General features: G+C 66.3%; 16 protein-coding genes. 13 read left to right on the top strand and 3 right to left on the bottom strand.

What is annotated here, in order from left to right; all coding sequences use genetic code 11:
* Positions 1-20: 20 nt before the first annotated feature.
* The 8 genes from AC07PE_RS07985 to AC07PE_RS07950 all read left to right on the top strand — a co-directional run bounded on the left by AC07PE_RS07985 (position 21) and on the right by AC07PE_RS07950 (position 13052).
* Positions 21-1073 (top strand): arginine N-succinyltransferase, encoded by a 1053-nt coding sequence (locus AC07PE_RS07985; protein ID WP_498762853.1) that lies wholly within the window; start codon positions 21-23, stop codon positions 1071-1073.
* Between the two features lie 23 nt (positions 1074-1096).
* Positions 1097-2131, top strand: a complete 1035-nt coding sequence (astA, locus tag AC07PE_RS07980; RefSeq protein ID WP_498762852.1) for an arginine N-succinyltransferase — start codon at positions 1097-1099, stop codon at positions 2129-2131.
* Positions 2124-3593: a succinylglutamate-semialdehyde dehydrogenase gene (gene astD / locus AC07PE_RS07975; protein ID WP_498762851.1), complete on the top strand. Its 1470-nt coding sequence runs from the start codon at positions 2124-2126 to the stop codon at positions 3591-3593. The genes astA and astD overlap by 8 nt, the downstream gene beginning before the upstream one ends.
* Position 3594: 1 nt before the next feature.
* Positions 3595-4938 carry an N-succinylarginine dihydrolase gene (gene astB, locus AC07PE_RS07970; protein ID WP_498762850.1) on the top strand — a complete coding sequence of 448 codons (1344 nt, stop codon included), beginning with the start codon at positions 3595-3597 and terminating at the stop codon, positions 4936-4938.
* Between the two features lie 197 nt (positions 4939-5135).
* Positions 5136-9836, top strand: a complete 4701-nt coding sequence (locus AC07PE_RS07965; RefSeq protein WP_498762849.1) for an NAD-glutamate dehydrogenase domain-containing protein — start codon at positions 5136-5138, stop codon at positions 9834-9836.
* Positions 9837-9852: 16 nt separating this feature from the next.
* Positions 9853-10863 (top strand): succinylglutamate desuccinylase, encoded by a 1011-nt coding sequence (locus tag AC07PE_RS07960; RefSeq protein WP_498762848.1) that lies wholly within the window; start codon positions 9853-9855, stop codon positions 10861-10863.
* 97 nt (positions 10864-10960) lie between these two features.
* Positions 10961-12076, top strand: a complete 1116-nt coding sequence (locus tag AC07PE_RS07955) for an NADH:flavin oxidoreductase/NADH oxidase (protein WP_498762847.1) — start codon at positions 10961-10963, stop codon at positions 12074-12076.
* Between the two features lie 112 nt (positions 12077-12188).
* Positions 12189-13052 carry a head GIN domain-containing protein gene (locus AC07PE_RS07950; RefSeq protein WP_498762846.1) on the top strand — a complete coding sequence of 288 codons (864 nt, stop codon included), beginning with the start codon at positions 12189-12191 and terminating at the stop codon, positions 13050-13052.
* A 50-nt stretch (positions 13053-13102) separates the two neighbouring features.
* On the opposite strand, the gene AC07PE_RS07945 is transcribed toward AC07PE_RS07950, so the two are convergent.
* Positions 13103-14272, bottom strand: coding sequence for a globin domain-containing protein (locus AC07PE_RS07945; protein ID WP_498762845.1), 1170 nt, complete (start codon positions 14270-14272; stop codon positions 13103-13105).
* Between the two features lie 96 nt (positions 14273-14368).
* Complete coding sequence (locus AC07PE_RS07940; protein ID WP_498762844.1) at positions 14369-14836, bottom strand: RrF2 family transcriptional regulator; 468 nt, start codon at positions 14834-14836, stop codon at positions 14369-14371.
* Between the two features lie 160 nt (positions 14837-14996).
* On the opposite strand from AC07PE_RS07940, the gene AC07PE_RS07935 reads away from it, so the two are divergent.
* The 5 genes from AC07PE_RS07935 (at position 14997) to AC07PE_RS07915 (ending at position 22209) form a co-directional block, all read left to right on the top strand.
* Positions 14997-16499 (top strand): APC family permease, encoded by a 1503-nt coding sequence (locus AC07PE_RS07935; protein WP_498762843.1) that lies wholly within the window; start codon positions 14997-14999, stop codon positions 16497-16499.
* Between the two features lies 1 nt (position 16500).
* Entirely contained in the window at positions 16501-16947 is a 447-nt protein-coding gene (locus tag AC07PE_RS07930) for a GNAT family N-acetyltransferase (protein WP_498762842.1), read from the top strand.
* 123 nt (positions 16948-17070) lie between these two features.
* Entirely contained in the window at positions 17071-18468 is a 1398-nt protein-coding gene (locus AC07PE_RS07925; RefSeq protein ID WP_498762841.1) for an aryl-sulfate sulfotransferase, read from the top strand.
* Positions 18465-20786, top strand: a complete 2322-nt coding sequence (locus AC07PE_RS07920) for a TonB-dependent receptor (protein WP_498762840.1) — start codon at positions 18465-18467, stop codon at positions 20784-20786. Before AC07PE_RS07925 ends, AC07PE_RS07920 begins: the two co-directional genes overlap by 4 nt.
* A gap of 13 nt (positions 20787-20799) precedes the next feature.
* Positions 20800-22209 carry a sulfatase family protein gene (locus AC07PE_RS07915; protein WP_498762839.1) on the top strand — a complete coding sequence of 470 codons (1410 nt, stop codon included), beginning with the start codon at positions 20800-20802 and terminating at the stop codon, positions 22207-22209.
* A gap of 20 nt (positions 22210-22229) precedes the next feature.
* On the opposite strand, the gene AC07PE_RS07910 is transcribed toward AC07PE_RS07915, so the two are convergent.
* Entirely contained in the window at positions 22230-23333 is a 1104-nt protein-coding gene (locus AC07PE_RS07910; RefSeq protein WP_498762838.1) for an alpha/beta fold hydrolase, read from the bottom strand.
* Positions 23334-23360: the final 27 nt, after the last annotated feature.

Genomic DNA, 23360 nt, shown 5'->3' with positions numbered 1-23360 from the left:
ACCCAAGATCGGGAGTTCCCATGTATGTTGTCCGTCCGGTAGAGCCCGCGGATGTCGGCGCCCTCGAGACGCTGCTGGCCGCCTCCATGCCGGGAGTGCATACCCTGCCGCGCACGCGCGAGAAGATCGTGGCCCTGGTCGAGCGCTCGGTCGCTTCGTTCGCGGCCCACGTCGACATCCCCAGCGAGGAAACCTACCTGTTCGTGCTGGAAGACGTCGAGAGCCGCGAACTGGCCGGCACCGCCGCGATCCACGCCTCGGCCGGCTCGAACGGCACCTATTTCGCGTTCCGCAACGACGTGATCCAGCAGGTCTCGCGCGACCTGAACATCAGCCACAGCGTGCATGCGCTGACCCTGTGCTCGGAGCTGACCGCGTATTCCCAGCTGTCCGGCTTCACGATCCACCACCGCAACAAGCCCAACTACCGCGCCGGCCACGAAGCGGCCCTGCTGTCGCGCGCCCGCCTGCTGTACGCAGTGCTGGCGCCGCACCGCTTCGGCGACCGTTTCTTCGTGCCGCTGGCCGGCATCACCGACGATAAGGGCCAGTCGCCGTTCTGGGATGCGCTGGGCCGCAAGTTCTTCAAGATGGACTTCCTGGACGCCGAGCGCACCATCGGCGGCGCCCGCAACCGCACCCTGATCGTCGAGCTGATGCCGCACTACCCGGTCTACGTGCCGCTGCTGCCCGGCCCGGCGCAGGAGGCGCTCGGCCAGATCCACCCGAGCGGCCAGCTGGCCTTCGACCTGCTGACGGAAGAGGGCTTCGAGGCCGACGAATACATCGACATCTTCGACGGCGGTCCGATCCTGCAGGCGCACAAGAACGCGCTGCGTTCCTTCCGCAGCTCCATGGTGCGGCGCGTGGCGACCCAGGAGCAGCCGGCCGCCGGGTCCGCGGGCTCGCATCCGCTGGTCGACTACGCGGTGGCCAGCAGCGAGCGCAAGTTCCGCGCCATCGTCGTCGCCTGCGCGCCGGCCGAGAGCAGCGAGTCGCTGTGCCTGCCCGCCTGGGCCCAGCAGGCGCTCGGCGTCGCGCCGGGCGACAACGTCATCTGCGTGCGCATCTGACGCATCCCACCCAAGAGGAATCCATGCTCGTAATCCGCGCAATCACCCTCGACGACATCGATCCGCTGATCGAGATGGCGCGCCAGGTCGGCAGCGGCATGACGACCCTGAAGCCGGACCGCGCGATGCTCGGCGAGCGCGTCGAGACCGCCGTCGCCTCCTTCGCCCAGACCATCCCGCCGGAACAGCGCGACTACATGTTCGTGATGGAGGACACCGCCAACCGCCGCCTGGCCGGCGTATGCGCCATCAAGGGTGCGGTCGGCCTGACGGAACCCTTCTACAACTACCGCATCGGCACCCTGGTCCACTCCAGCCGCGAGCTGGGCGTGTTCACGCGCATGGACACGCTCTACCTGTCGAACGACCTGACCGGATCGAGCGAGCTGTGCTCCCTGTTCCTGATGCCGGAATACCGCACTGGCCACAACGGCAAGTGGCTTTCCAAAAGCCGCTTCCTGTTCATCGCCCAGTTCCAGCAGCTGTTTACCGAAAAGATCATCGCCGAGATGCGCGGCTTCCAGCTCGACGACGGCACCTCGCCGTTTTATGAAGGCCTGGGCCGCCACTTCTTCAAGATGGATTTCGACCACGTCGACGGCCTGACCGCGATCGGCAAGAAGTCCTTCATCGCCGAACTGATGCCGCGCCAGCCGCTGTACGTCGACTACCTGCCGGAAGACGCGCAGGCCGTGATCGGCCAGGTGCACCGCTCCACGCTCCCGGCGAGGAAGCTCCTGGAGCAGGAAGGCATGCACTACGAAGGCTACGTCGACATCTTCGACGCCGGCCCGGTGCTGCAGGGCCGCGTGTCCGAGCTGCGCGCGGTGCGCGACAGCGTGGCAACCGTGGCGGAAGAGGGCGTGCCGGAAGGCGAGTGCGACACCACCCTGGTCTCGAACACGAAGCTCGAGGATTTCCGCATGATCCTCACGCAAACCTGCGACGGCGGCACCAAGGTGGCGCTGAACGTGCGCGAACTGCAGCTGCTGCATTGCCAGGCGGGCGACCCGGTGCGCACGCTGTCACTCAATGTAAGGAAAAATTCGAATGGCTAATCTCTCCAATTACATCAACGGCGAATGGCTCGCCGGCAGTGGCCAGGAGCTGGTCACCATCGATCCGTCCACCGGCCGCCAGACCTGGACCAGCAAGGAGTCCACCGGCGAAGACGTGGCCCGCGCAGTCGCCGCCGCACGCGAGCATTTCGAGGACTGGGCCCTGACCCCGCTCGATCAGCGCGTCGCCATCTGCCAGCGCTTCCGCGATCTGCTGAAGGAACACAACGAGGAACTGGCCGCGATCATCGCCGAAGAAGTCGGTAAACCCTTGTGGGAAGCCCGCACCGAAGTCACGACCATGGCCAACAAGGTCGACATCTCGGTGCAGTCCTTCGGCGCGCGCACCGGCGAAGTCGCCAGCAAGGTCGCCGACGGCAACGCCGTGCTGCGCCACCGCCCGCACGGCGTGTTCGCCGTGTTCGGCCCGTATAACTTCCCCGGCCACCTGCCGAACGGCCACATCGTGCCGGCCCTGATCGCCGGGAATACGGTGGTGTTCAAGCCCAGCGAATTCGCGCCGCGCACGGCCGTGCGCACGGCCCAGCTGTGGGAACAGGCCGGCCTGCCGAAGGGCGTGCTGAACCTGGTCAACGGCGGCCGCGAGACCGGCATGGCGCTGGGCGCCCACCCGGACGTCGACGGCATCCTGTTCACCGGCTCCAGCCAGACCGGCGTCGCGCTGCATAAACAGTTCGGCGGCATGCCGGGCAAGATGCTGGCGCTGGAAATGGGCGGCAACAACCCGCTGGTCGTGTGGGACGTCAAAGAGATCGACCCTGCCGTGCACCACGCGGTGATGTCGGCGTTTATCTCGGCCGGCCAGCGCTGCACGTGCGCGCGCCGCCTGATCGTGCACGACACCCCGGAGGGACAAGCCTTCATAGCCCGCCTGGTGGAAGTCGCCGCCAAGCTGGTGGTCGGCCCCTCGAACGCCGAGCCGCAGCCTTTCATGGGCCCGGTCGTCTCCGCGCAGGTGGCCAAGCGCCTGGTCGAAGCCCAGCAGATGATGGAAGAGAAGGGCGGCAAGGTGCTGCTGCGCATGCGCCAGCTGGACCCGAACAACGGTTTTGTGAGCGCCGGCATCGTCGACGTCACCGATGCGCAAGGCATTCCGGACGAGGAATGGTTCGGCCCCCTGCTGCAGATCGTCCGCGTGCAGGACTTCGATACCGCCATCAAGGTTGCCAACGCCACGGAGTTCGGCCTGGCCGCCGCGCTGCTGTCGCCGTCGGAAGAACTGTGGAAGCGCTTTGCGGTCAAGGCCAAGGCCGGCGTCGTGAACTGGAACCGTCCTACCACCGGCGCGGCTAGCTCGGCGCCCTTCGGCGGCGTCGGCAAATCGGGCAACCACCGCCCGAGCGCCTACTATGCGGCCGACTACTGCGCCTACCCGGTCGCCTCGATCGAAACCTCCGAGCTGGAAATGCCGGCCAAACTGTCGCCTGGACTGAGTTTTTAAGATGCGCAACGCCCGCGAATTCAACTTCGACGGCCTGGTAGGGCCTTCGCACAACTACGCCGGCCTTTCCTTCGGCAACGTCGCCTCCTTCAACAACGTGAAGAGCGCGTCGAACCCGCGCCAGGCCGCCCTGCAGGGCCTGGCCAAGATGCGCGAACTGGCTGCGCGCGGCTTCGCGCAAGCCGTGCTGCCGCCCCAGGCGCGCCCGAACTTCCGCCTGCTGCGCCGTCTCGGCTTTTCCGGCACGGATGCCGACGTGCTGGCGCAGGCGTATCGGGAAGCGCCAGTGATCCTGGCCTGCGCCTATTCGGCCTCGCCGATGTGGACCGCGAATGCCGCCACCGTCAGCCCCTCCGCCGACACCGCGGATGGCCGCGTGCACTTCACCGCCGCCAACCTGAACAACAAGCTGCACCGCGCGGAAGAACACATCCAGTCGACCCGCACCCTGCGCGCGCTGTTCGCGAACAGCGACCGCTTCGTGGTGCACGAGCCGCTGCCGTCCACGCCGGCCTTCGGCGACGAGGGCGCGGCGAACCACACGCGCTTCGCCAGCGCCCACGGCGCGCTCGGGGTCGAGTTCTTCGTCTACGGGAAGGTCGAGTTCGACCCGTCCGCGCCAAGCCCGAAAAAATACCCGGCACGCCAGACCCTGGAAGCCTCGCAAGCCATCGCCCGCCTGCATGGTCTGGATAGTGCGCGCACCGTGTTCGCCTCGCAGAATCCGGACGTCATCGACCAGGGCGTGTTCCACAACGACGTGATCGCGGTTGGCAATGGCAATGTGCTGTTCTACCACGAGCAGGCCTTCGCCAGCGAAGCGGCGACCCTGGATGCGCTGCAGCGCGCGCTGGCCGGCGTCGGCGCGGACCTGCAGGCGGTGCGCGTCGATACCAGCATGGTGCCGGTGGCCGATGCGGTGGCGAGCTACCTGTTCAACAGCCAGCTGCTGTCCAAGCCGGACGGCGGCATGGCGCTGGTGGTGCCGCACGAGTGCCGCGAGAACGCCGCCGTGTCGCGCTACCTGGAAAGCCTGGTCGCCTCCGGCGGCCCGATCGACGAACTGATCGAATTCGACCTGCGCCAGAGCATGCGCAACGGCGGCGGCCCTGCCTGCCTGCGCCTGCGCGTGGCGCTGACCGACGACGAAGCAGCGGCGATGCACCAGGGCGTGATCATGACCGAGGACTTGTACGCCAAGCTGGTGCCCTGGGTCGAGCGCCATTACCGCGACCACGTCGAGCCGAAGGACCTGGCCGACCCGCAGCTGGCGATCGAATGCACCGCCGCGCTGGAAGAGCTGGAACGCCTGCTCGGCCTGCCCGGACTGTACGAACTGAATTAGCAACACCGGCCCCGGAATGTTGCCGCATGGATACCAAACATGCCCGCATGGCTTGCGCGGCATGTTCTAATAGCGGATTAGCTTTCGGGATAAGGAAGCACTGAATCTGGACGGGACAACCCCGTCCGCATAAGCCGGAGGACGCGTGGCCACAAGCTGCGGCGGACCTGGCACAACTATCAGCTCTGGAGAAGCAAATGAATAAAGCACTGCCGCAGGACCTGCGTACCCGCACGCTGGCCTTGGTCAACGATAACAAGCCGACCGAACAGGTAGCCGCACTGATCGGCGCCTGGCTCGGTTCCCTCGACGACGAGGACCTGGCCGGCGTGTCGCCGGACAGCCTGGCGACCATTCTGCAGGACGGTTTCGCACAGGTTGCCCAGCGCACCGTGCCGGGCTGCCAGATCGCGCAGATGCGCTACACCGACGGACGCTGCGGCATGTCGACCGCTCTCCTGATCCTCAACGAGGACATGCCCTACCTGGTCGACTCCTTCGTGATGGCGCTGCGCCGCCAGCGCGTGGTGGCCTCGGGCGTGATGAACGCCGTGCTGCCGGTGCGCCGCGACGCCAACGGCGCCGTGGTCTCGGTCGGCGAAGCCGGCGCCCCACTGGAATCCTACGTGCTCTGCCTGCTGGCCGAAGACCTGCCACAGGATGAGATGAACGCACTGGTCGAGCGCATCCAGATGGTGGCGCGCGACGCCGCCGTCGTGCACCGCGACGCCATCGCCATGGGCGACCGCATGAGCGCAGTCGCCGCCGCGGCGGCAGCCCAGGGCACGCCTTCCGGCCAGGAAGTCGCCGCCTTCCTCGAATGGGCCAAGAACGAAGGCTTCGAGCCCTTCGGTTACGCCTACTACTTCGTCAAGCCGGGCGTGCGCGAACTCGAGCGCGACATCCCGAGCCGCATCGGCGTGCTGCAGGACACCTCGCACCCGGTCTACGCGACCAGCATCCAGAACATCCCGGGCGACTTCGAGATCCTGTCCAAGCGCGAAGAGACCCTGTCGATCGTGAAGGCCGACGTGGCCGGCACCCTGCACCGCGACCAGCCGCTCGATTTCATCGGCGTGCGCGCCACCGACGCCCAGGGCAACACCATCGGCGAACACTGCTTCATCGGCCTGTTCACCCGCGCCGCCACCTCGACCCCGCTGGCGCGCCTGCCGTTCGCGCGCGGCCGCGTGGCCAAGGTGCTGGGCATCGCCGGCGTGCGCCAGGAAGGCTTCCGCGCCGAGAAATTCCTCGAGATTCTGGAATCGCTGCCGCGTACCGAAGCCCTGGAAGCCGATCCGGAATGGCTGGCCCAGGTCTGCAGCTCGGTGGTTTCGCTGTACAAGCAGCCGCGCGCCAAGGTGTTCGCGCGCCGCGACGTCTACAACCGCCACCTGAACGTGCTGATCTACCTGCCGCGCGAGCGCTACAGCGCCGCCGTTGTCGCCTCGCTGGCCCAGGCCCTGAAGGACAGCTCCGGCGCCACCGACGTGCGCACCCAGACCATGGTGGCCGACGGCCCGCTGGCCCGCGTCTACCTGATCGCCCAGGCCGCGCGCTATCCGCTGGACCTCGAAACCGACATCCAGCAGCCGCTGCTGTCCGTGCTGGACGGCTGGCATGACCGCTACACCCTGCTGACCGAGGACATCGAAGACGTCCCGACCCGCAACGCGCTGCGCAAACTGATGCCGACCCTGCCGGTCAACTATGTGGCCGCCACCAATCCGGAAGTCGCCTTCCGCGACCTGTGCGCGCTGCTGAACAACGGCAAGCCGAACCACGTGTCGGTGCGCATCGAGAACGACGCCGCAGCCGGCGCTTCGCTGCGCCTGTACTCGACCGGCAACGTGCCTTCGCTGTCGCGCATCCTGCCGGCCCTGCAGAACGCCGGCGTCGCGATCGACCGCGAGCAGGCCTTCGCCATCACCACCAACGACGGCACCCGCCACTTCGTGACCAGCCTGATCGTCGACGCCGAGAGCGCCGCCAAGCTGGCCAAGCCCGGCATCGCCGACGTCGCCGAAGAGCTGTTCGCCGCCCTGTTCAACGATGAAGCCGAAGACGGCCGCCTGAACGGTCTCACCATCGAAGGCGGCCTGTCGATCCGCGAAGTGCAGCTGGTCCGCGCCTACATCAGCTACTGGCGCCAGGCAGGCAGCAAGTTCTCGACCCGCTACATGGCCGAAACCCTGCGCATGCGCGCCGGCCTGGTCAAGGAACTGGTCGACGGCTTCCTGCTGCGCTTCGATCCGAAGCTGGGCGAAGACCAGCGCGCCGTCGGCGCCGCCAAGCTGGCCGAGCTGAAGGCCGGCCTGGCCAAGGTCAACCACGCCGACACCGAAGAGATCATGGCCGCGCTGGTCGACCTGGTGATGGCGACCGTGCGCACCAACTATTTCCAGAACGACGGTGAGAAGATCATCTTCAAGTTCAACACCAGCAGCCTGGCGCTGGTGCCGGAACCGCGTCCGTTCCGCGAAATCTATGTGTTCTCGCGCCGCTTCGAAGGCGTGCACCTGCGCGGCGGCCCGGTCGCCCGCGGCGGCCTGCGCTGGTCGGACCGCATGGAAGACTACCGCACCGAGGTGCTGGGCCTGGTGAAGGCGCAGATGGTCAAGAACGCCGTGATCGTGCCGGCCGGCTCGAAGGGCGGCTTCGTCTGCAAGCAGATGCCGAAGGATGCCGCACGTGAAGTGGTGGCGGCCGAAGGCGAAGCAGTCTACCGCCTGTTCATTGCCAGCCTGCTGGAAGTGACCGACAACCGCGTGCGCGGCGAGATCGTCCCGCCAAGCGACACCGTGCGCTACGACCAGGACGACCCGTACCTGGTGGTTGCCGCCGACAAGGGCACCGCGACCTTCTCCGACATCGCCAACAGCATCGCCGTCTCGCGCGGCTTCTGGCTGGGCGACGCCTTCGCCTCGGGCGGCTCGAACGGCTACGACCACAAGAAGATGGGCATCACCGCGAAGGGCGCCTTCGAAGCCGTCAAGCGCCACTTCTACGAAATGGGCCACGACATGGCCACCACCCCGATCACCATGGTCGGCGTGGGCGACATGTCGGGCGACGTGTTCGGCAACGGCGTGCTGCTGTCGCGCCAGCTGAAAGTGCTGGCCGCCTTCGACCACCGCCATATCTTCCTGGACCCGAACCCGGACGTCATCGTCTCGTTCAAGGAACGCCAGCGCATGTTCGCCCTGCCGCGTTCGTCGTGGGAAGACTACGACAAGAGCCTGATCTCGACCGGCGGCGGCGTGTTCCCGCGCAGCGCCCGCCACATCGAGCTGTCGCCTGAAGTGCGCGCGGCGCTCGACATCGAAGAGACCTCGCTGACGCCTGAGGAACTGATGCACCGCATCCTGCTCGCGCCGGTCGACCTGTTCTACAACGGCGGCATCGGCACCTACATCAAGGCTTCGAGCGAGACCCACGCCCAGGTGAAGGACCGCGCCAACGACAACATCCGCGTCAATGGCAGCGAACTGCGCTGCAAGGTCGTGGCTGAAGGCGGCAACCTGGGCGCGACCCAGGCCGGCCGTATCGAGTTCGCACTGGCCGGCGGCCGCATCTTCACCGATGCGATCGACAACTCGGCGGGCGTGGACTGCTCGGACCACGAAGTCAACATCAAGATCTGGCTGGATACCGAAGTCAACGCCGGCGAGCTGCCGGAAGAAGACCGTAACCGCGTGCTGAACGAGATGACCGGCGCCGTGGAACACCTGGTCCTGCGCGACAACACCCTGCAGACCCACCTGCTGGTGCGCGAAGCCCAGGCGCAGTCGAACAGCGCGGTGGTCGACGGCTATGCCGCCCTGATCGCCAGCCTCGAAGCCGAAGGCGCCGTGTCGCGCGAACTGGAGCAGCTGCCGTCCGAGACCGAGCTTGCCCGCCGCAAGGCGCTCGGCCTGGGCCTGACCACGCCGGAACTGGCGGTCGTTATCGCCAACGTCAAGAACCGCTTCAAGCGCGTGCTGGCGGCCCTGCCGCTGACCGAGCTGCCGTGGGCCGAGACCATGCTGCGTCCGTACTTCCCGGAACAGCTGGTCGCCACCCGCAAGCCGCTGGCGCACCCGCTGGCCAACGCCATCCTGGCGACCGTGCTGGCCAACGAGTCGGTCAACCGTTGCGGTCCGCTGATGCTGCGCGATCTGGCGCTGGAACACCGCATCGACGACGCCGAAGTGGTCAAGGCCTGGGGCCAGGCCTGGTCGGCGCTGCACCTGGCGCCGGTGTTCGAGGCGCTCGATGCCGACGCCCTGAAAGTGCCGCGCGATGTCTCGCAGACGGTCGACGCCCGCACCCGCACGATGCTGCGCACCGTGATCGAAGGCGTGCTGTCGCTGCCGGCGGAACAGGCCGGCGCCGGCGGCATGGCCGAGCTGGCGAACCTGTTCTCGCAGCCGGAACAGCTGCGCAGCCTGAACCCGACCAAATCGGATGCCGACGCCCACGCCGGCCTGTCGCCGTCCTTCGCACAGGCATGGAAGGCCATCGACACCGTCGAATCGCTGGCGGCCTTCCTGTTCGCCGCGGTGTCGGTGCAGCGCCCGGCCGGCATGTCGCTGGCCGAGTTCCTGCAGGTCGGCATGGTGCTGCGCGCCGCTTCCGGCATCGACACGCTGGAGCGCGGCCTGAAGTTGCCGGCCACCAGCAAGTCGCAGGAACAGCTGCGCAACTACGCGATGCAAGCCCTGCGCCGCACCCAGCAGCGCCTGCTGCTGACCGTGCTGGAACGGACCAAGCAGACCGGCGACATGCAGGCTGCCGTGCGTGACACCACCGGCGCAATGGGCTTGACCGGCTTCGCCCAGCCGACCGACCTCGAACAGGCAATGCTGAACGTCTGGTCGCTGTCGGAAGGTTCGAGCCCGGAACGCCTCGCGGCCTGAGTTGGGAAATCAGGCGATGAGCGCTGGCGAAAGCAAAAGCGCGTTCGACGCGCTGCCGGAATCGGTAAGGGCCCTGGCCCAGGCCGATTTCGGCCAGGTGGCCGGCCTGTTCCGCGATGCCGGCTTCACGGTTGGCATGCCCGCCAAGGGCGTGCTGACCGTGAAGGCAGCGCACGCCGATGCAGCGCGTGCAAGCGTGCTGCTGTCAGTGGGCGTGCACGGCGACGAGACCGGGCCAATCGAGATGGTGGCACATGCGGTGGATGCGCTGTCGCGTTCTCCGCACCAGCTGAAGGTGGACCTGATGCTGTGCGTCGGCAGCATCGATGCGATCGCGGTCGGCAAGCGTTTCATCGACGCCGACCTGAATCGCATGTTCCGACTCGACCGCGGCGACCTTGCCGGCACCTTCGAGGCGGGCAGGGCGGACACATTGATCGCCGCCACCCGTGACTTCTTCGATGGCGCCGGCCCGCAACGCTGGCACCTCGACCTGCACACGGCGATCCGCGCTTCGCGCTATCCGCAGTTTGCGATCGTGCCGGAGCTGATCGCCGATCGGCCCCGTAATGAACTGATCGCATGGCTGGGGCAGGGCGGCATCGAGGCCGTCATCATGAACCCGAAGTCGGCCGGTACCTATTCGTACTGGACGGCGGAGCAGCACGGCGCCGCCTCGAGCACGGTGGAGCTGGGCCGCATCGGCACGCTGGGGCAGAACGATTTGTCGCAGTTTGCAGCGATGAGCGCTGCCTTGCACGCGCTGCTGCGTGGCCTGCCTGCGCCGCAGGGCAAGGCGCCGCTGGTGTTCAACACCGCGCAGTCGATCACCAAGCTGTCCGATGCTTTCAGGATGAGCTTCGGGCGCGACACCGAGAACTTCACGCCCCTGAAACAGGGAGATGTGATCGCCACCGACGGCGATACCGTCTACACCGTCAAGCACGACGAGGAATTCGTCGTCTTCCCCAACCCGGACGTGCGTGTGGGCCTGCGCGCCGGCATCATGGTCGTTAAGGCACAATAAGCGTTTCCGTGGGCACGGGTGCCCACCCTACGATATGTTGTACGGTAGGGTGGGCACCCCGTGCCCACGGCGCGTTGACCAAAACGGGAGTTTTTCCATGAGCATGCTGTTTTCTCCGATCAAGCTCGGCCCGCTCGAGCTGGCCAACCGGATCGCCATCGCGCCGATGTGCCAGTACTCGGCCGAGGAAGGCCTGGCCACCGACTGGCACATGATCCACCTGGGTCACCTGGCCTTGTCCGGCGCCGGCATCCTGATCCTCGAGGCCACCGCCGTCACGCCGGAGGGACGCATCTCGCCCGACGACCTGGGCCTTTGGTCCGACGAACATGCGGCCGCGCTGGAGCCGGTCATCAACGCCATGCGCAAGCACTCTCCGATCAAGATCGGGATCCAGCTGGGCCACGCCGGCCGCAAGGCCTCGAGCGAGGTGCCGTGGCGGGGCGGCGCGAACATCCTGCCCGATCACCCGCGCGGCTGGCAGACCGTGGCGCCGTCCGCGCTGCCGCATGCGCAGGGCGAGACCGTGCCGCTGGCGCTGGATGCCGCCGGCCTGCAGCGCGTCAAAGAGGGATTCGTGGCCGCCGCCCGCCGCGCCGACGCCCTCGGCCTGGATGCGATCGAGATCCACGGCGCCCATGGCTACCTGCTGCACCAGTTCCTGTCGCCGCTGGCCAACCAGCGCACCGACGACTACGGCGGCTCGCTCGAGAACCGCATGCGCTTTCCATTGGAGGTGTTCGACGCGATCCGCGCCGAGGTCTCGCCGGAGATGGTGGTCGGCATGCGCATCTCGGCCACCGACTGGGTCGAGGGCGGCTGGGACCTGGAGCAGAGCCTGGTCTTCACCGCGGCGCTGGAACAGCGCGGCTGCCAGTTCATCCACGTGTCGAGCGGCGGCCTGTCGCCGCAGCAGAAGATCCCGGTGGGGCCGGGCTACCAGATCGAGTTCGCGGCCCGCATCCGCCAGCAGACCAGCATGCCGGTCATCGGCGTGGGCCTGATCACGGAGGCCAAGCAGGCCGAGACCATCGTCCAGACCGGCCAGGCCGACATGGTGGCGCTGGCGCGCGCGATGCTGTACGACCCGCGCTGGCCATGGCATGCGGCCGCCGAACTGGGCGCCAGCGTGAGCGCGCCGCCGCAGTACTGGCGTTCGCAGCCGCACGAGTTCAAGAACCTGTTCGGCGATACCCGGCTCGGCCAACGCTGATCCCTTCCAGCGACCGTTCGTTCCGCATTTCCTGCAGTTTGTCGCACGGGGCGGGATGGCCAGGAAAGCTCTTGTTAGAGTTCATCATCACTAACAAGAAAGGCCATCCTCCATGCGTACCCTGCTTGCCATCGCCTGTCTCGCCGCCCTCGGCGGCTGCGCCATCGTCGTCGCTCCCGGCGCCGACGGCGACTACACCGTCCGTACCCCCTTCAACGGCAATGTGGTCGAAGGCGACGGCATCGCCGGGCGCGACCAGCGCACGATCGGCACCGTGAACGGCCTCGACGTCAACGGCTCCATCGTGGTCGACGTGCGCGTCGGGCCGGCCACCTCGCTGGTGGTGGAAGCCGACGGCAACCTGCTGCCGCTGGTCCGCACCGACGTGCGCGGCGACACCCTGAACATCTATACCGACCGCTCCTATCGCAGCCGCAATCCGGTGCACGTGATCTACACGGTGCCGCGCCTGACCGACCTGCGCCAGAACGGCTCCGGCCGCGTCTCGGTGGAAGGCCTGTCCGGTTCGCCGCTGACCCTGCACCGCAACGGTTCGGGCATGGTGTCCGTGGCCGGCCAGGTGGCCAGCCTGGAAGTCGACAACAACGGTTCCGGCAGCGTGGACGCCAGCCGCCTGCAGAGCGCCAGCGCCAAGCTGTCCATGAGCGGCTCCGGCCGCCTCGAAGTGGGCCAGGTGCGCGGCGACTATGCGATCGTCAACCTGAACGGCTCGGGCCAGCTGCACGTCGGCGGCATGGTGCGCTCGCTGACGGCGCGCTCGAACGGTTCCGGCCACCTCGACCTGGGCAAGCTGTCCAGCGACCAGGCCGACCTCTCGTCCTCGGGCTCGGGCGGCATCACCGCCAACGTGCGGCAATCGCTGATCGCGCAGAATGGCGGCTCGGGCGGGATCCGCGTGTACGGCAATCCGGGGCAGCGCACGGTGAGCGGCAACCACGTTCAAATGTTGAATTGATGTGAAAACGTGGGCACCCCGTGCCCACGCGACCGCATGCAATATGCGGATTACAGCAGGTGGTCGAGCAGCTCCGGCCCGAACACCTCGCGGTGCAGGCGCGCCGCCGGCACACCGGCGTGCAGCAGCGACAGCCATTGTGCCTGCATGAACTTGTGCGGACCGCACAGCCACACTTCCGCTTCCTCGCGCTTCCACACCGGCAGCTTGGCCAAATCCATGCGGCCTTCGACATCTTCATGGAAGGTCACCACCGACAGGTTCGGCATGATGGCCTTCAAGGCGTCCACGTCCGCACTCAGCGCATGGTGAGCCGCATTGCGGGCGGCATGGGCGAAGATCACGCGGCGCTGCGGGTTTACCGCGGCGATACGCTTCACGGCGGACACCATCGGCGTGATGCCGACGCCGGCCGACAGCAGCACGATGGGCTGCGCGTCTTCCGTGTTCGGCGTGAATTCGCCGAAGGGGTGAGAGACGTGCAGGACCGAACCCACCTGCACGTTCTGGTGCAGCCAGTTCGAGACCATGCCTGCCGGGGTGGCGGCGCCATCTTCGCGCTTGACCGAGATGCGCCAGGTAGCGAGTCCGGGGGCGTCCGACAGGCTGTACTGGCGCAACTGGTGGCGGCCATCCGGCAGGTCGACGGCGACGCTGACGTACTGGCCCGCCTGGAAGGCCGGCAGCGGCATCTCGTCGACCGGAACGAAGCGGAAGGACTTCACGTTCGCGCTTTCGGTGACGACTTCCGTGACGCGCATGGCCCGGGTCTCGCCCGGCTCGATGCCGGCGGTGCTGTACATCTCGGCTTCGGCGGCGATTAGCAGCTTGGCCAGCGAGCCATAGGCTTCCGCCCAGGCGTCCAGCAGCGGCTGGGTGGCGGCGTCGCCGAGGGTTTCGGCAATCGCGCCCAGCAGATGGTGGCCGACGATCGGGTAGTGCTCGGCGCGGATGCCGACCGAGACGTGCTTGTGGACGATACGCTTCACCACCGGTCCCAGCGCGCCCGGGTTGCCGATGTTTGCGGCGTAGGCGAACACCGCCGATGCCAGCGATTGCTGCTGCGCGCCGCTTGCCTGGTTGCCCATGTTGAAGAGGCTGGTCAGCTCGGGATGCGCCTTGAACATGTTCGCGTAAAACAGCTTCGTGATGCTCAGGCCGTGCTGGCGCAGGACCGGTACGCTGGCGTCGATGTAAGGGCGGGAAGCGTCGGAAATCATGGTTTTTCCTTATTGGTGCATTTTAAATGCAGATTTAATTTTCAAAAAAATGCCCGTACAAGGGCGCTAGTAAAACAGTAAAGCTAGTACTTACTTCTATTCAATCGCAGCAGGTGTGCCGCTCCAGAACATCTTGTGCATGCGGATCACTTGTTCGCCGGTCGCGCCCGAGGTTGCTTGGGCCAGGGTGTAGCGGTCCATGGCTTCATAGAAGGCGCGCATGCCGGCGCGCAGCATCCCGCGCAGCTGGCAGTCGAGCTTGAGAGCGCAATTCGTGCCCTCGCAATCGACCAGTTCGTCCTCTTCGCCTTCCAGCTTGCGCAGCACCTGGCCGATGGTCAGCGTGGCCGGATCGGCCAGCAGGCGCAGGCCGCCATTGCGTCCACGCGTCGCCTTGATCCAGCCCAGCTTGGCCAGCTGGCCGACCACCTTCACCAGGTGATTCAAGGGAATGTCGAACTGGCTGCTGATTTCGGCCACCGTCACGGGCTGCGAACGTTCGCCGGCCCGCTCCAGATAAATGAGCACGCGCAAGCCAATATCGGAGAAGCGGGTGAGGCGCATCGTAGGTTCTTTGTAATGACAGGCGTATTCTACCTAAATCTGCATCGTAAATGCATCTTTAAGGAAATATTTTTTCCTGGCATTGCAAAATGTTATCTATAAGTGGGCTGCAACTGGCCCTATAATCGCAGGCTTTGGAAGTGCGACCAGAGGACACGCCGTGAATCAGACATTGGGCCAGAAGCTGTTTAGAACCAAGACGTCCGAGCGCAAGCTCGACGACGCGTCCGCCCATGGCGGCGGCCTTGGCCGTACGCTGGGACTGTTCCCGCTGACCATGATCGGCGTCGGCGCCACCATCGGCACCGGCATCTTCTTCACCATGGTCGAAGCGGTGCCAAAAGCCGGCCCGGCGGTTGTCCTGTCGTTCCTGTTAGCTGCAATCACTGCCGGCCTGACCGCGCTGTGCTATGCCGAACTGGCGGACCGCGTGCCGGCTTCCGGCTCGTCCTACTCCTTCGCCTATGCCACCGTGGGCGAATTCGCCGCCTTCATCGTCGCCGCCTGCCTGCTGCTCGAGTATGGCCTGGCCGCCAGTGCCACCGCGATCGGCTGGTCCGACTACCTGAACAACTTCCTGCAAAACGCGATCGGCTGGCAGATTCCAGACGCACTGCGCTCGCCGATGATCGTCTCGGGCAAGAACGGCATCGAACTCCACGCCGGCCACATCAACCTGCCGCCCATCCTGCTGGTGGTGTTGTGCTGCATCCTGCTGATCCGCGGCACCAAGGAATCGGCCACCACGAATGCCATCATGGTCTGCATCAAGCTGGCCATCCTGGTGTTCTTCGCGGCGATCGCCCTGACCGGCTTCGACATCAACAATTTCCACCCCTTCTTCTCGGGCGCGAATGCCCACAGCGCGGGCGGCATGGCCGGCGTGACGGCGGCGGCCGGCACCGTGTTCTTCTCATTCATCGGCATCGACACCATCGCCACCGCCGGCGAGGAAACCCGCAACCCGACCCGCGACGTGCCGCTCGGGATCCTGGCGGCCCTGGTGATCGTGACCGTGTTCTACATGCTGGTGGCGATTGCCGCCATGGGCGCCCAGCCGGCCCACATGTTCGAAGGGCAGGAAGCCGGCCTCGCCGTGATCCTGCAGAACGTGACGGGCAAGGCCTGGCCGGCGCTGGTGCTGTCGGCCGGCGCCGTCATCTCCGTGTTCTCGGTGACCCTGGTGACGATCTACGGCCAGACCCGCATCCTGTACGCGATCTCGCGCGACGGCCTGATCCCGAAGACCTTCCAGCGCGTGAACCCGCGCACCCAGTCGCCGGTGGCCAACACCCTGATCGTCTCGGTGGCGGTGGGCATCGTGGCCGGCCTCGTCGACGCCACCTTCCTGTGGGACATGGTGAGCATGGGCACCCTGGTGGCCTTCATCGTGGTCTCGATCGCGGTGCCGGTCATCCGCCGCAAGCAGCCGGCGGACAGCACGCGCACCGGCCATAAAGGGTTCCGCGTGCCCTTCGGCCCCTACCTGGTGCCGGGCCTGTCGATCCTGGCCTGCCTGTACCTGGTGTTCGGCCTGTCGAAGGTCACCTATACCGTGTTCGCGGTGTGGATGACGGTGGCGGTCCTGACCTATTTCGGCTACGGCATGCGCAACAGCCGCCTGAACAAGGCCGGTGCGCAGCAGACGGAATTGACGCACTGAGATGAGCAGGATCCGGCGCGCCGCCGCCGCCGACCGCGACCGCCTGGTCGAGGTCTGGCTGCGCTCGGTGCGCGCCACCCACGCCTTCCTGGCGGAACAGGACGTGCAGGACCTGCTGCCGGTGGTGCGCGATGTCGTGCTGGCCGGCGAGGCCCTCGAACTGTGGGTGCTCGAATTCGACGCCGGCGAGCCGGCCGCCTTCATGGGCCTGGACGGCGCCGCGCTCGAAGCCCTGTTCGTCGATCCCGCCCACTTCCGCAAGGGCGCCGGCAGGCAGCTGCTGGCGCACGCCCGCGCGCACAAGGGGCCCTTGACGGTCGACGTCAACGAACAGAATCCGCAGGGCCTGGCCTTCTACCTGCAGTCCGGATTCGTGCAGGCGGGGCGTTCGGAACGCGATTCGGCCGGACGGCCTTTCCCCATACTGCATTTGCGTGAAGTCCAGTAATACTTTCAGATAAGCTCATACGGACTCACCAAATAACCATATCCGGATTGATTCGTAGGATGAAGAATAACTTTTAAATATGATTTCTCTTTAGATACTAACTAAAACATCTAAAGGGGTCATATGGCAGTTTCCCATTTCTATTCATTCTCTCTAAGTATTGGAGCGGCGGCTGGCCTGGTATTCGCCATCTCGGCTGCCGCCGCACCCAGTGTCTATCCGACCGGCGTCACCATTTATCAGCCCGATCGCGCCTGGAATGGCTATGTGCTGTTCAGCGGACAGGACAAGAAAACCCACCTGATCGACATGAACGGCAATGAGGTCCATCAATGGCCCTACGAAGGTTTTCCGCCGCTGCTGCTCGATCCTTCGCTGGCGAACGGGAAGAAAGGCAATGTGCTGCTGCAGTTGGCCCAACTGCCCGGCGTGCATGCGGCCGGCAACGGGCTCGGTAACAAGTCGATCGGCGAAGTGGATTGGGATGGCAAGGTGTTGTGGCAGTGGGGTGCGGGCGCGCAGGATGCCTACGCGTCGGCGTCGGTCGGCGGCGATGGGGCACCGGGCGGCGCCGCCAAGCAGCACCACGACTGGCGCCGCCTCCCTGACGGCAACACCCTGGTGCTGGCCAACAAGGTGCATGCCGTTTCCGGCTTCGAGGCAAAGGCGCTGCTGGACGACGTGATCTACGAGGTCACGCCCGCCGGCAAGATCGCATGGCAATGGACCGCCTCCGAACACCTCGAGGAATTCGGCTTCTCGCCCGAATCGCTGAAGCTGGTGAAGGCCGCCCAGCCGAAATACGGTGCGCAAGCCGTGGACTGGCTGCACGTGAATAACATGAGCGTGCTGGGGCCGAACAAGTGGCACAAGGCCGGCGATGCGCGCTTCGCCCCGGACAACATCCTCATCGATTCGCGCGAAGCGAATTTCATCGTCATCATCGACAAGAAGACCGGCAAGGTCGTGTGGCGGCTCGGCCCGGATCTCCCGGTACTCGCCGACACCCGTGTGCCGCGCCCGGTCGACCAGATCATCGGGCAGCACGACGCGCATTTGATTCCCGAGGGCCTGCCGGGCGCCGGCAACCTGCTGGTGTTCGATAACCAGGGCGAAGCCGGTTATCCGAAACTCAGCCCCGGCATCTTCCCGCACTCGCGCGTGCTCGAGATCGATCCGGTGAAGCGCGAGATCGTATGGCAATACACCGCGGTCGACTCGGGCCGCGTGCAATGGAGCTTCTACAGCGCCTTCATCAGCAGCGCGCGCCGCCTGCCGAACGGGAACACCCTGATCGACGAGGGCATGAACGGCCGCTTCTTCCAGGTCACGCCGAAGGGCGAGATCGTGTGGGAATACGTCAGTCCCTACTTCGGTAAATCCGCCGTCGGCGGCACCGGGCGGCAGGTCGACGCCAACTGGGTCTACCGAGCGCAGCCCGTGCCCTACGACTGGGTGCCCGCCGGCACGCCGCACAGCGAGACCGCGGTCGCCCTGCACACGGCAGGAGGGAATCCATGAACCGCAAGACGATGTCCCTTGCCCTGCTGGCTGCATTCGCCGGCGCCGCCCACGCGACCGATGACAAGAACGCTGCAGCCACCGCCGCCATCAATGCGGCGACTGCGGCGGAGGCGCCTGCCGATCCCGGCGCCCAGCCCCTCACGGGAGCGATCCAGACCGTGCTGGTGAGCACCCGCCGCCGCGTCGAAAGCTCGCAAAGCGTGCCGACGCCGATGACGGTGCTGAGCGATGCCGCGCTGGAAGGCAGCCGTATCTACCGCGTGCAGGACCTGCAGCAGCTGCTGCCCAGCACCACCATCAACTACGTGCACGCGCGCCAGCTGAGTTTTGCCGTGCGGGGGCTCGGCAACAACCCGGCCAGCGACGGCCTCGAAGGCAGCGTCGGCGTCTATCTCGACAACGTCTACCTGGCGCGGCCCGGCATGGCGGCCTTCGATGCGCTCGACGTGCAGCAGCTGGAACTGCTGCGCGGCCCGCAGGGTACGCTATTCGGCAAGAACACCACGGCCGGCGTGCTGAACATCGCCACCAAAAAGCCGGGCTTCACGCCGGAACGCAGCGTCGAGCTGTCCGCCGGCGGCTTCGGCTACGTCCAGGGCAAGCTGGTGCTGTCCGGTCCCGTGAGCGATGGCGTGGCGGCGCGCATTTCCGCCTACAAGACGCACGACGATGGCTACATCACCAACCTGTACAACGGCAGCAAGGTGCAGGGCGGCGACCGCGAAGGCGTGCGCGGCCAGGTGCTGGTCGAGCGGGGGCGTGACTTCAGCCTGCGCGTGATCGCCGACTACAACCAGGAAAAATCCAACAACGGCACGCTGGTCTTCTACAGCGCCGGTCCGAGCGGCGCCGCCATCAAACAGGCTGCGCTGGCTGGCGCGTCGCCGGTGCTGGACCCGGAGCAGCGCGCCGTCAACCTCGATTCCGGCTCCAGCGTCACCGTACACCAGGGCGGCGTCTCGGCCGAGGCCAACTGGACTTTCGCGGACGAGGCCAAACTCACGTCGATCACCGCCTGGCGCCGCTGGAACTTCGTGCCGCACAACGACGACGGCCTGCCCGTGCCGATCACGCTGAACGTGGGCGCCTCGGCGAACCACAAGCAGTTCACCCAGGAGCTGCGCTGGGCCACGCCGTCCGGCAGGCCGGTCGAATCCGTGTTCGGCGCCTATTACTACTACCGGGAGCTGTCGAACAATTCGTTCACCGTCAACGGCCCGCTGGCGGACGTCTACAACGGCACCCCGGCCGGCGCCTGGAACAACCTGGTCAGCAACGCGCCCGGTACCCTGCGCGTGAACAGCTACGCGCTGTTCGGCCAGTCGACCTGGCACGCGACCCAGCGCCTGGATCTGAGCGCCGGCGTGCGCGCCAGCTACGAGGACAAGCGGGCGCGCGTGGTCCGCTACGCGCCTACCGGCGGCGCGGCGGTGAGCGGCCCCGCGCTGGCTTCCCGCAACGCCCGCTACGGCGTGTTCGATTCGGGCGACCTTGGCCTGGTCCAGGCCAGTCCCACCGCGCTGCTGTCGGTCGGCTACAAGCTGCAGCCGGACGTGCTGCTCTATTCGAGCCTGTCGCACGGCGAAAAATCCGGCGGCATCAACCTGACCGTGCCGGGCGCCGGCGGCATTCCCTCGATGCTGGTCGGGGCCGAGCGCGCGAATGCCTTCGAGCTGGGCGTCAAGAGCGCATGGCTGGCCAACCGCCTGCAGCTGAACGGCAACCTGTTCGCCACCATCGTGCGCGGCTACCAGAGCAATGCCTACGACCCCGTCACCCGTGCGTCCTACCTGACCAATGCGGGCGATGTGCGCACCCGCGGCGTCGAACTCGAGGCGATCGCCACGCCGGCGCGCGGCCTGACCCTGCGCGCCAACGGCTCATTCAACGACGCCAGCTACCTGCGCTACACCAACGCGCCCTGCCCACCGGAGAGGACCGGTACGTTCTGCGACCTGTCGGGCCGCAACGCGCTGGTCAACGCGCCGCGCTGGATCGGCAACCTGGGCGCGCAATACGCGCACGGCGTGAGCGATGGCCTGCAGGGTTTCGTCAACGCCAACTATGCCTATCGCAGCAGCACCTACGGCACGCTGGACGCCTCCGCGTATTCCCGCATTCCGGCCTACAGCGTCAGCAACCTGTCGCTTGGCGTGCGCAGTACGCACGGCGCGGCCTGGGACGTATCGGTGTGGGTGAAGAACGCGTTCGACAAGCATTACTACACCAGTATGTGGAACAGCAATTTCGGTTCCTATAACGCCGTCATCGGCACGCCGCGCACGGCGGGCGTCACCGGCCGCTACGAATTCTGAGAAAGGGTATCGCATGAGTTTCGACCGCAAGCGCCGCATGGCGATCAAGGGCCTGTCCACGCTGGCCGTCCTGCCTGCCGCCGCGCTGGCAAAAGCAGGGCAGGACAGCAGGCAGCCGAACATCCTGTTCATCCTGGCCGACGACCTCGGCTACGCCGACCTGTCCGTGTATGGGCAGACTGACTTCCGCACGCCCAACCTGGACCGGCTGGGGGCCCAGGGCCTGCGTCTGACCCAGGCCTACTCGAATTCGGCGGTATGCTCGGCCACGCGCTTCGGCCTGATCACGGGACGTTACCAGTACCGCCTGCGCGGCGGCCTGGAAGAACCGATCGCCGGCGCCTCCGACACCATCGGCCTGCCGCCGGATCATCCGACCCTGCCGTCCCTGCTGAAGGCGGCCGGCTACCGCACTGCGCTGATCGGCAAGTGGCACCTCGGCTCGCTGCCGAACTTCGGCCCGCTCAAAAGCGGCTACGACAGCTTCTATGGGAACTACGGCGGCGCGATCGATTATTTCACGCACAAGCCGGGCGTGGGCCCGAACGTCAAGGAAGACCTGTACGAGGGCGAAGTGGCGGTGCACGAAGTAGGCTACTACACCGACCTGCTGGGCGACCGTGCGGCCGCCTTCGTCAGGCAGCAGGACAAGGACAAGCCCTTCTTCCTGTCCCTGCACTACACGGCGCCGCACTGGCCCTGGGAAGGCCCGAAGGACGAAGAGGTGTCGAAACAGATCGACAACATCTTCCATTACGACGGCGGCGACCTGGCCACCTACGCGAAGATGGTGGTGGCACTGGACGCCTCGATCGGCCGGGTGCTGAAGGCGCTCGAGCAGAAGGGCCAGGCCGGGAACACGATCGTGATCTTCACCAGCGACAACGGCGGCGAGCGCTTCTCCAAGACCTGGCCCTTCTCCGGTCAGAAGACGGAACTGCTGGAGGGCGGCATCCGCGTGCCCGCCATCGTGCGCTGGCCGGCCAGGATCAAGCCGGGCCAGGTGAACGAACAGGTGGCGATCAGCATGGACTGGCTGCCGACGCTGCTGGCCGCCGCCGGTACCGCACCGGCTGCTTCGCACCCGCCCGACGGCAAGAACCTGCTGCCTGTGCTGCTCGGCGAACTGCAGCCGCAGGAGCGCACGCTGTTCTGGCGCTACAAGGCGAATGCGCAGCGCGCGGCCCGCGCCGGCAACTGGAAATACCTTAAGCTGAACGGCAACGAGTTCCTGTTCGACGTGACGAAGGACCAGCGCGAACGCGCCAACCTGGCGTACAGGCATCCGGACAAGCTGGCCGACCTGAAACAGCAATGGGAGCGGTGGAATGCCGACATGCTGCCGATCGGCCCCGAGGTCCGCACCCACGGCGTCAGCGGCAAGGTCCAGGCGGACAAGTACGCGCCGCAGGGCACCGACTGAGCGGATCCGCTGTCAGCCCGCTACCGCGCCAGCGGCTTCACGTAGTTCAGCAGGCTGACCAGGGTCTTGCCCGGCTCTTCCCACGGAATCATGTGGGCCGAATGCTCGAACCACACCGCCTGCTTCGAGGGCGCCTGCACCTGCGCCAGCCAGGCTTCGGTCGGCGCCGTCGGCGTGGTGTAGTCGTGCCGGCCGAGGAACATCACGACCGGGATCGGGAAGCGCTTCACGCCTGAAAAATCGACGTTCACGAATTCCGGCAGCACCCGGCCCAGGGTGAACAGGTTGCCCTCGTCGATGTCGCGCACCTGCTTGCGGTCATACTCCGGCGAGAGCAGCGGACCGTCAAAGAAATAGGCCGAATTGCTGCGGAAGGCGCTCAGGCCCCCGTAATACTGCGGCCATTTGCGCGCCACGATGATGCGCTCGCGCGTGATCGGCTGGTCGCCGGGGTAGGGCGCGATCGAGGCTAGCTCGCGCAGCGCTTCCTGATTGTTCTCCGCCTTCGCCCGTGACACAGCGTACTCGAAGCTGATGCGTTCGTTTTCGCGGGTGCTGATCACCTGGCCCATGCCGACATAGGCAAAGAACAGGTCGGGGCGCTTCAGGGCCGCCTTCATGCTGACGATGGTGCCCCAGCTGTGGCCCATCAGGATGAGCTTCTTCTTGCCGTAGCGCTGGCGCAGGTGTTCGGCCACTTCGATCGCATCGTCGACGTAGCGTTCGATGCGGATGCTGTCGGCCACCAGCTTCGGATCGGTTTCGCCATAGGTCTTGCCGGCGCCGCGCTGGTCGTAATTCGCGACCGTGAAATATTCCTCGATCGGACGCTGGAACTGCCACATGGTCGGCGTGACGGGCGAGGCCGGGCCGCCGTGCACGAACAGGATCATCGGGTTGGCGCGGTCCTGGCCGCGCACATTGATCCATTGGTCGATGCCGCCGATGCGCGTCTTGTACGAGTCCTGCACACCCTCAGGTGCGGCGATCTTTTCCAGGTCCGCCACCGCGGCCCGGGCGTCGCGCCAGTCCCTGGCCTGCGCTTTCGTATCGGCGTCCTGTGCCGCGGCGCCCGTCCCCAGAATGCCGAGCAGTGCCCAGCACGCGATCCATCGCTTGTTCATGCATTCTCCTCCTCGATAAAAAAAGCC

The sequence above is a fragment of the Telluria sp. GW821-FHT07G12 genome, assembly GCF_059418525.1.
Note: the sequence above shows the minus strand (reverse complement) of the source record. Positions and strands in the feature narration are given on the sequence as shown.

Bases quoted from the DNA above. Each gene is read 5' to 3' on its own strand.
- AC07PE_RS07960 (WP_498762848.1), top strand. From the start codon at position 9,853: ATGAGCGCTGGCGAAAGCAAAAGCGCGTTCGACGCGCTGCCGGAATCG.
- AC07PE_RS07920 (WP_498762840.1), top strand. From the start codon at position 18,465: ATGAACCGCAAGACGATGTCCCTTGCCCTGCTGGCTGCATTCGCCGGC.
- AC07PE_RS07910 (WP_498762838.1), bottom strand. From the start codon at position 23,333: ATGAACAAGCGATGGATCGCGTGCTGGGCACTGCTCGGCATTCTGGGG.
- AC07PE_RS07930 (WP_498762842.1), top strand. From the start codon at position 16,501: ATGAGCAGGATCCGGCGCGCCGCCGCCGCCGACCGCGACCGCCTGGTC.
- AC07PE_RS07925 (WP_498762841.1), top strand. From the start codon at position 17,071: ATGGCAGTTTCCCATTTCTATTCATTCTCTCTAAGTATTGGAGCGGCG.
- astB (WP_498762850.1), top strand. From the start codon at position 3,595: ATGCGCAACGCCCGCGAATTCAACTTCGACGGCCTGGTAGGGCCTTCG.
- AC07PE_RS07940 (WP_498762844.1), bottom strand. From the start codon at position 14,836: ATGCGCCTCACCCGCTTCTCCGATATTGGCTTGCGCGTGCTCATTTAT.
- AC07PE_RS07955 (WP_498762847.1), top strand. From the start codon at position 10,961: ATGAGCATGCTGTTTTCTCCGATCAAGCTCGGCCCGCTCGAGCTGGCC.
- AC07PE_RS07985 (WP_498762853.1), top strand. From the start codon at position 21: ATGTATGTTGTCCGTCCGGTAGAGCCCGCGGATGTCGGCGCCCTCGAG.
- AC07PE_RS07965 (WP_498762849.1), top strand. From the start codon at position 5,136: ATGAATAAAGCACTGCCGCAGGACCTGCGTACCCGCACGCTGGCCTTG.
- AC07PE_RS07950 (WP_498762846.1), top strand. From the start codon at position 12,189: ATGCGTACCCTGCTTGCCATCGCCTGTCTCGCCGCCCTCGGCGGCTGC.
- astD (WP_498762851.1), top strand. From the start codon at position 2,124: ATGGCTAATCTCTCCAATTACATCAACGGCGAATGGCTCGCCGGCAGT.
- astA (WP_498762852.1), top strand. From the start codon at position 1,097: ATGCTCGTAATCCGCGCAATCACCCTCGACGACATCGATCCGCTGATC.
- AC07PE_RS07945 (WP_498762845.1), bottom strand. From the start codon at position 14,272: ATGATTTCCGACGCTTCCCGCCCTTACATCGACGCCAGCGTACCGGTC.
- AC07PE_RS07915 (WP_498762839.1), top strand. From the start codon at position 20,800: ATGAGTTTCGACCGCAAGCGCCGCATGGCGATCAAGGGCCTGTCCACG.